Genomic DNA, 7279 nt, shown 5'->3' with positions numbered 1-7279 from the left:
GGGTCTGATCGTCGCACCCGCCTCCGACAGTTTTTTGCCTTGACGCAAAGGCTCCGGTCGGGTCTGGACGATCACCGCAAGGGCGAAAATCGGTGTTACCGCGGGAACAGGAAGCTGGCCGGCCCATCGGTGCGGCGGGTTTGACGGTGATCAGATGCGGTGACGTGTGAGGGCAAGGCACGCGTCAGGCGCGGCCACCTCTGTAACGGTCAGTCCCACGGCGGATCTGGCCTGACTCGCCGCAATTCCCCCGTGATGACCCCGTGAAGGTTGGATCCCACCGGTGGGGCCGTTGGGCGCGGCCGAGGTTCCGTGGGCGCGCAAGGCTGCGGTCTCCGGTCAGGGGAGGAGCGGCCAGGAGGGAGCCGGCCAGGAGAGGGCTGGTCAGGTGGAGGTGCCGGCGGCGTGGACGAGGCCGCGCAGGGTGTCATCGAGGCGGGCGCGGACCGCCTCGATGACGCAGGCGTGCAGTCCGAGTGGCTCGGACAGGATCCAGCGGGTGGTCGGGTGGCGCTCGCGGGCCTCGTCCAGCGCCGCGGGGATGTCGCGATGTGTGTGGTTCCCGTCGAACAGGAAGAACGGGTAGACGATGATCTCGGTGCAGCCGGCGGCGGCGAGGTTCGCGTAGCCCTCGGCGATGTTCGGACGCGTGACCTCGAGGAACGCGCTCTCGACCGCGCCCCACGGCCGGGGATCGTTCGCGCTCTGAGAACCAGTGGAACTCGGCGCGGGGTCTGGTGAGCCGTCGGGTCCCGGTGAGACGTCGGCGCAGGGGGCGGTTGGGTGCGCGGAGCCGGTCGCCAGCCGGCGAGCGAGCTCGCGGACGGTGGCGTTCGCCTCGCCGCGCCGGGAGCCGTGCCCGATCACCAGAAGTCCGCGCATGCCACCAGTGTGCGCCGATCGGCGCGCCTGGTCAGGTCGGCGGGCCGTCGTCGGAACTGTGGCCGGGAAAGACCTTGGCGGTCGGGTCGAGGACCGGGGCGGCGTTGTTGACCGCGGTCGCCACCTCGCCGAAGGCAGTGGCGATGAGCCGGACCTTGCCGGGGTAGTCGACGAGGTCGCCAGCGGCGAAGACCCGCGCGACGCCGGTGGACATCGCCGAGTCGACCAGGATGCGCCGCCGCTCGACGGTGAGTCCCCAGCGGGTCAGCGGCCCGAGGTCGGTGCCGAAGCCGAGCGCGGCCACGATCGCCTGCGCTGGGCGGATCTCGCGGGACCCGTCGCGCAAATCCTCCAGCTCGACCTTCTCCACCCAGTCCTCGCCGTGCACGGCGACGAGGTCGGTCAGCGTGCGGATCTCCACACCGGATGCCTCGACCCGGGCGACCGCCGCCGGCTGGGCGCGCAGCCGCTCCCGCTTGTGGACCAGCGTCACCGACCGCGCGACCGGCACGAGCGCCAGCGCCCAGTCCACCGCGGCATCCCCGCCGCCGGCGACGGTGACGTCCCGCCCGGTGTGCTCGTCGGGCCGTGGCGCGAAGTAGTACAGGCCCCGACCGAGATGCCCGCCGCCGACCGGCAGCGGCTTCGGTGCGAACGCCCCGAGGCCCCCGGTGATCACCACGGCGCGGGCCCGGACCCGCCGACCCGTCTCGTCGGTCACCACCACCGCGTCCGGCTCGTGCGCGAGCTCGGTGGCCTGGCGGCCGAGCAGGTAGATCGGGTCGTAGGGTGCGGCCTGAGCCGCGAGCGCGTCGACGAGCTCCCGCCCGCGTACCGCAGGGAAGCCGGCAACGTCGTAGATCACCTTTTCCGGGTACATCGCGGTGATCTGCCCGCCGACCTCGGGCAACGTGTCCATCACCGCGACCGACATCCCCCGGAACCCCGCGTAGTAGGCCCCGAACAGCCCGGCCGGCCCCGCTCCCACGACCAGCATGTCCACCTGGACGCCCATGTCGCTTCCGGCCGCCTCGCTTCCGGCCGCGTCGTCCGTGGCGGGTCGTGCGGTCACGGCGGCTCCCTCCAGGCTTGATGTCGACCGACAGGGCGGCGCTCCTGTTCGGGGCGCGACGGCCGTCCTGCCGGACGTCCATCCTGCCGGACGTCCATCCTGCCGGAGATGTCACGCGGGCATGTGGGTCACGCGGGCATCGTCACCCGGGCCATGTGGTCGCGGCGGCGGTCCGGCCACGCACCGCCACGGGATGGGGACGCCGCGCAACGCCGCTGTGGTCAGCCGGTTGTGGTCAGAAGGCGGACAGGGGACCGTGCGTCGGGTGCGGTGGGGGTTAGCGTGGTGGGCCGGGCGTCCCGGTGGTCCCGGCTGGTTGGGCCGGGCGGCCCGTGGCGTGATGATGGGTTCGTCCCCTCGCGTGGGGGAGGCGCGGTATCCGTGGTGAGCTCGGCCTCGGAGGTGCGGTCGGCGTCGGAGGTGCGGTCGAGGCCGTCCGGCGGTGCCCCGAGCGGCTGCGTGCGGCTGTGGGGACTGGACGGACACAGGTAGGAGACCAGTGGCGGATCGATCGACGGGCCGGAGCCGGATCGGTGGCGGACCCCGGGGAGAGGCGCTGCACCCCGAGGATCCGACGGTCATCGGCGACTACCGGGTCGTGAGCCGGCTCGGATCCGGCGGCATGGGCACCGTGTACCTTGCCCGCGACGGCCGCGCCGCACCTGTCGCGATCAAGGTTATCCGTTCGGATCTGGCCGCGGATCCCGAGTTCCGCGACCGGTTCCGGGACGAGGTCGCCGCCGCCCGCCGCGTCGCCCCGTTCTGTACCGCCCAGGTTCTCGACGCCGACCCCGAGGCCCGCCGCCCGTACCTCGTCACCGAGTACATCGACGGCGTGCGGCTCGACGACGTCGTCGCCGAGTCCGGCCCGCTGCCGCTGTCGACGCTGCAGGGCGTGGCGATCGGGGTCGCGAGCGCGCTGACCGCCATCCACCGGGCCGGGATCGTGCACCGCGACCTCAAGCCCAGCAACGTCATTCTGTCCTTCTCCGGCCCCAGAGTGATCGACTTCGGGATCGCCCGCGCGCTCGACGCGGCGCAGGGTCGAACCCAGACCGGCCTCGTCCTCGGCTCGGTCGGCTGGATGGCGCCCGAGCAGATGGAGGGCGCCCCGCTCGGCCCCGCCGTCGACGTGTTCGCCTGGGGACTGCTCATCGCCTACGCCGCCCTCGGCGGCCATCCCTACGGGGAGGGCACCTACACGGAGATGTCGGAGAAGATCCTCAACGGTCGGCCCGACCTGCGCGGCATACCCGCGGATCTCGAAGGCATGGTGAGCGCCGCGCTCGCCCGTGACCCACGCGCCCGTCCGACGACCGAGCGGCTGCTGATGAGCCTGCTCGGCGAGCAGGCGCCGTCCGGTGGTGACACCCGGGTCGCGGCGACGGAACTGCTGCACGGCACCTGGCCGCGGGGCCGCAGCGCGGCGGCCGAGGCCGCCGGACTGGCCGGGGCTGCTGGGCTGGCCGGCGCTGCCGGGGCGATGGCACGGGGTGCGGGGCACCGCGGTGGATACGCGGCTGCCGGGCCGGACCCGACCCGGGTGGCCGGCTCCGGGCAGCAGCGCAACTGGTGGGACGAGCCGGACGACCTGCCGCCGCCTGCCGGACCCCCCGTACCGGCGCCCGACCTTGCCGGCCTGGGCGCGGGCGGGCGCGGGGTGCGTCCCGGGCCGGGCGGTGGTTTCGGCGGCGGAGCCGGTGACGCCGGCGTACCGGGACGGCGTCGACGGCGGGGCGGCTTCGTCCAGTACGGCGACGAACCGCCGCCCCCGCCGCGCCCAGGCGCTGGCGCCCGCCCACCCGCGGCGGACCGCCGCCAGGCACCGTCCCCGCATCCGGCTGATCGCCACCGGCCGGCCCAGCCCTACCAGCCGGCCCAGCCCTACCAGCCGGCCCAGCCCTACCAGCCGGCCCAGCGCCAGGCGCCGGATCGGCGTGCTCAGCCGTATCCGCCCGCCGAGCCCTACCAGCCCGCTCGGCGGGAGCCGCCGGCGCCGCGTCTCGTCGCCGAGCGGCCGGCCCGCCGCGAGCGGGAGGCCGACCCGTATGACGAGCCGGCGCCGCGCCCGCGCCGTCGGCGGCGGATGCGGCTGCGGATCCCGTTCAAGAAGACGATCCTGTTCGTCCTGCTCGTCCTGTTGCTGCTCTCGGCCGCCGACCAGATCGCCTCGATGGTCGACCAGCAGCGGACCCGGCTCTGGGACAAGGTCGCGACCTCCGTCAGGCAGGGCTTTGACGACCGTCTGGACCATGCGTGGGACGAGGTGAAGAAGACCTTCTCCGGCGGCTCCGACAACGGCAACTAGTGCGCCCCGCGTGATGCGGAGGCGTAAACCCCGCTCCGGGTAGGTACACCGAACCCATGGCGAGCTTCAGCACCAGGATCAATGAGTTCCTGCACAGCCCGAAGACGCGGGAGATGGTCGACAAGGCCAAGGCCGCGGCCAACAAGCCGGAGAACCGGCAGAAGATCAAGCAGATGCAGGAGAAGATCACCAGCCGGGCCCGCGGTCACGGCCAGCACCCGGGCGGTGCCCCGCCCGCCGGGCGGGACCAGGCCGAGCGTCCTGGCGGCTTCGGGGCAGGCGGGTCGGTGAGCGGGTATGACGCGGACGTCGACCCGGGCGCCGGCGCGGCCGACCCCACGGCGCGTCCCGACCGCTGATCGGGGCGGTCGGCTGCGACGTGAGCCGGCGACGTGAGCGGCGTCCTGACCCGGCCCAGGGGTGGGGTGCAGGTCGTACGATCGCGGGGTGAGCGATGTGGATGCCGACGGCGAAATTCCGGTGGGTCGGGGCGACGAGATCCGGTCGGTCCTCGACCGGGCCGCCGCGGGCGGGCGCATCTCGGCGCAGGAGGCCCTGCTCCTCTACACCCGCGCGCCGCTGCACGCGCTCGGCGCCGCGGCGGACACGGTGCGGCGCAGCCGTTATCCCGACGGCATCGCCACCTACATCATCGACCGTAACATCAACTACACGAACGTCTGCGTGACCGCCTGCCGGTTCTGCGCGTTCTACCGGGCCCCGAAGCACGCGGAGGGCTGGGTCCGCGAGGTCGAGGACATCGTCGTCAAGTGCGGCGAGGCGGTCGACCTCGGCGCCACCCAGATCATGCTGCAGGGCGGTCATCACCCGGACTTCGGTATCGAGTGGTACGAGGGTGTGTTCACCGCGATCAAGGCGGCGTATCCGCAGCTCGCGTTGCACTCCCTCGGCGCGAGCGAGGTCGTGCACATCTCCCGTACCTCGGGGATCGAGATCGCCGAGGTCATCACCCGCCTGCGCGAGGCGGGGCTGGACAGTTTCGCCGGCGCCGGCGCCGAGATCCTCACCGAGCGCCCGCGGCATGCCATCGCCCCGCTGAAGGAGCCGGGCCACGTGTGGCTGTCGGTGATGGAGACCGCGCATACGCTGGGCCTGGAGTCCACCGCGACCTTCATGATGGGCACCGGCGAGACGAACGCCGAGCGCATCGAGCACCTGCGGATGATCCGCGACGTGCAGGACCGCACCGGTGGCTTCCGCTCGTTCATTCCGTGGACCTACCAGCCGGAGAACAACCACCTCGGCGGGCGCACCCAGGCGACCACCCTGGAGTACCTGCGTCTTGTCGCCGTCGCCCGGCTCTTCTTCGACAACATCGCCCACCTGCAGGGTTCCTGGCTGACGACCGGCAAGGAGGTCGGCCAGCTCACCCTGCACATGGGCGCGGACGATCTCGGTTCGGTGATGCTGGAGGAGAACGTCGTCTCCTCCGCCGGTGCCCGCCATCGCACCAACCGGTCCGAGCTGATCTCCCTGATCCGCACGGCCGGGCGGATCCCGGCCCAGCGCGACACGCTGTACCGCCATCTGGTCGTCCACCGCGACCCGGCGCTCGACCCGGTCGACGACCGCGTCGCCTCCCACTTCTCCTCCACGGCCCTGCCGCTGGTCGCGAGCTGAATGAGCGAGCCTGCCGCGTCGCACCCGACCGGGCCGAAGATCGAGCTGCACGTCCACCTGGAGGGCACCGTCCGCCCGGCCACCCTGCTGGCGATGGCGCGGCGCAACGGCGAGTCGCTGCCGTCGTCGACGGTGGAGGGGCTCGCCGAGCTGTACCGCTTCCGCGACTTCGACCATTTCATCCAGGTCTGGATCATGACCACGCACGTGATGCGGACCGAGGCGGACTTCCGCCAGGTCGTCGTCGAGTACGCCGCCGAGGCGGCCGCGCACGGCGCCGTGTACCTGGAGGGGATCTTCTCCCCGTGGTTCCGGGTGCAGCGCGGTGTGCGAGTGGAGGAGATCTTCCACGGCTACGCCGACGGGGCGATCGAGGCGCGGGAGCGCCACGGCGTCGAGGTTCGGCTGACGCCGGACATCGAGCGGGTGCTGCCGGTCGAGTCCGCGGTGGAGGTGGCGGGCTGGACCGCGCGCTTCGCCGAGCGGGGACTCGTTGGCATCGGGCTCGGCGGGCCGGAGGCCGGCCATCCGCCGGAGCCGTTCGCGCCCGCCTTCGCGCTGGCCGCGGACGCGGGTCTCGCCGCCGTCCCGCACGCGGGCGAGACGGCGGGGCCCGAGTCGGTGCGCGGCGCGCTCGACGCCCTCGGGGCCCGGCGGATCCGGCACGGGATCCGCGCGGTCGAGGATCCGGCGCTGGTCCGCCGGCTCGCCGACGAGCGGATCGTGCTGGACGTCTGCCCGGTGTCGAACCTGCGCACCCGGTCGGTGCCGAGCCTGGCCGAGCATCCGCTGGCCGCGTTGCGCGCCGCTGGCGTGGCGTGCTCGCTGGCCACCGACGACCCGGCCATGTTCGACACCGATCTGGGCGCGGAGCACGCCGTGGCCGCGAGGCTCGGCGCCCGCTCCCGGGACCTGTACGCGGCCGGCGTCGCCGGTGCGCTGTGCGACGAGACGACCCGCGAGCGGCTGCGTGTCCTCGGCGAGGCCACGGACTGGGACGCGGCCGAACAGGCAGTCCGGGCGGGGAGCGTGCGATGAGCCGGGCGGGGCTGGACAAGCGGCCGCGGGAGGTGGCCGCCATGTTCGACGGCGTCGCCGGCCGCTACGACCTGACCAACGCCGTGCTCAGCGGTGGTCTCGACCGGGGCTGGCGGCGTGCCACGGCGGCCGCCCTCGACCTGCGTCCCGGGCAGCGGGTGCTCGATCTCGCCGCCGGCACGGCGACTTCGTCGTGGGTGTTCGCGCAGGCTGGCGTCGACGTCGTGGCCTGCGACTTCTCCCTCGGCATGCTGCGGGTGGGCCGGCGCCGCCTCGCCGAGCGGGCCGGTCTGGCAGAACCGGCACATGTCCATGACCACCCGCTCGTTGCGGTAGAG

General features: G+C 73.3%; 7 protein-coding genes. 5 read left to right on the top strand and 2 right to left on the bottom strand.

The window, feature by feature from the left end:
• Positions 1-384: 384 nt before the first annotated feature.
• Positions 385-882, bottom strand: coding sequence for a sirohydrochlorin chelatase (locus C1A33_RS16625; protein ID WP_101832402.1), 498 nt, complete (start codon positions 880-882; stop codon positions 385-387).
• A 31-nt stretch (positions 883-913) separates the two neighbouring features.
• A complete protein-coding gene (locus tag C1A33_RS16620; RefSeq protein WP_243407629.1) occupies positions 914-1954 on the bottom strand; it encodes an NAD(P)/FAD-dependent oxidoreductase in 1041 nt (346 codons plus the stop codon).
• Positions 1955-2453: 499 nt separating this feature from the next.
• On the opposite strand from C1A33_RS16620, the gene C1A33_RS16615 reads away from it, so the two are divergent.
• From C1A33_RS16615 to C1A33_RS16595, 5 genes are all read left to right on the top strand, one after another.
• On the top strand, positions 2454-4262 hold the full coding sequence (locus C1A33_RS16615; RefSeq protein WP_101832401.1) for a protein kinase domain-containing protein: 1809 nt from the start codon (positions 2454-2456) through the stop codon (positions 4260-4262).
• Between the two features lie 56 nt (positions 4263-4318).
• Positions 4319-4621 carry a hypothetical protein gene (locus tag C1A33_RS16610; RefSeq protein ID WP_101832400.1) on the top strand — a complete coding sequence of 101 codons (303 nt, stop codon included), beginning with the start codon at positions 4319-4321 and terminating at the stop codon, positions 4619-4621.
• 88 nt (positions 4622-4709) lie between these two features.
• The gene (mqnC, locus tag C1A33_RS16605) at positions 4710-5903 is read left to right on the top strand and encodes a cyclic dehypoxanthinyl futalosine synthase (RefSeq protein WP_101832399.1); all 1194 of its coding nucleotides are present in this window, start codon (positions 4710-4712) and stop codon (positions 5901-5903) included.
• A complete protein-coding gene (add, locus tag C1A33_RS16600) occupies positions 5904-6941 on the top strand; it encodes an adenosine deaminase (protein ID WP_101832398.1) in 1038 nt (345 codons plus the stop codon).
• Positions 6938-7279: class I SAM-dependent methyltransferase (locus C1A33_RS16595; RefSeq protein ID WP_165818431.1), on the top strand; the 342-nt coding region annotated here is incomplete at its 3' end. The genes add and C1A33_RS16595, both read left to right, overlap by 4 nt.

Source organism: Frankia canadensis, from assembly GCF_900197875.1.
Classification (GTDB): Bacteria; Actinomycetota; Actinomycetes; order Frankiales; family Frankiaceae; genus Frankia; species Frankia canadensis.
This window is presented reverse-complemented; position numbering and strand designations above follow the sequence as displayed.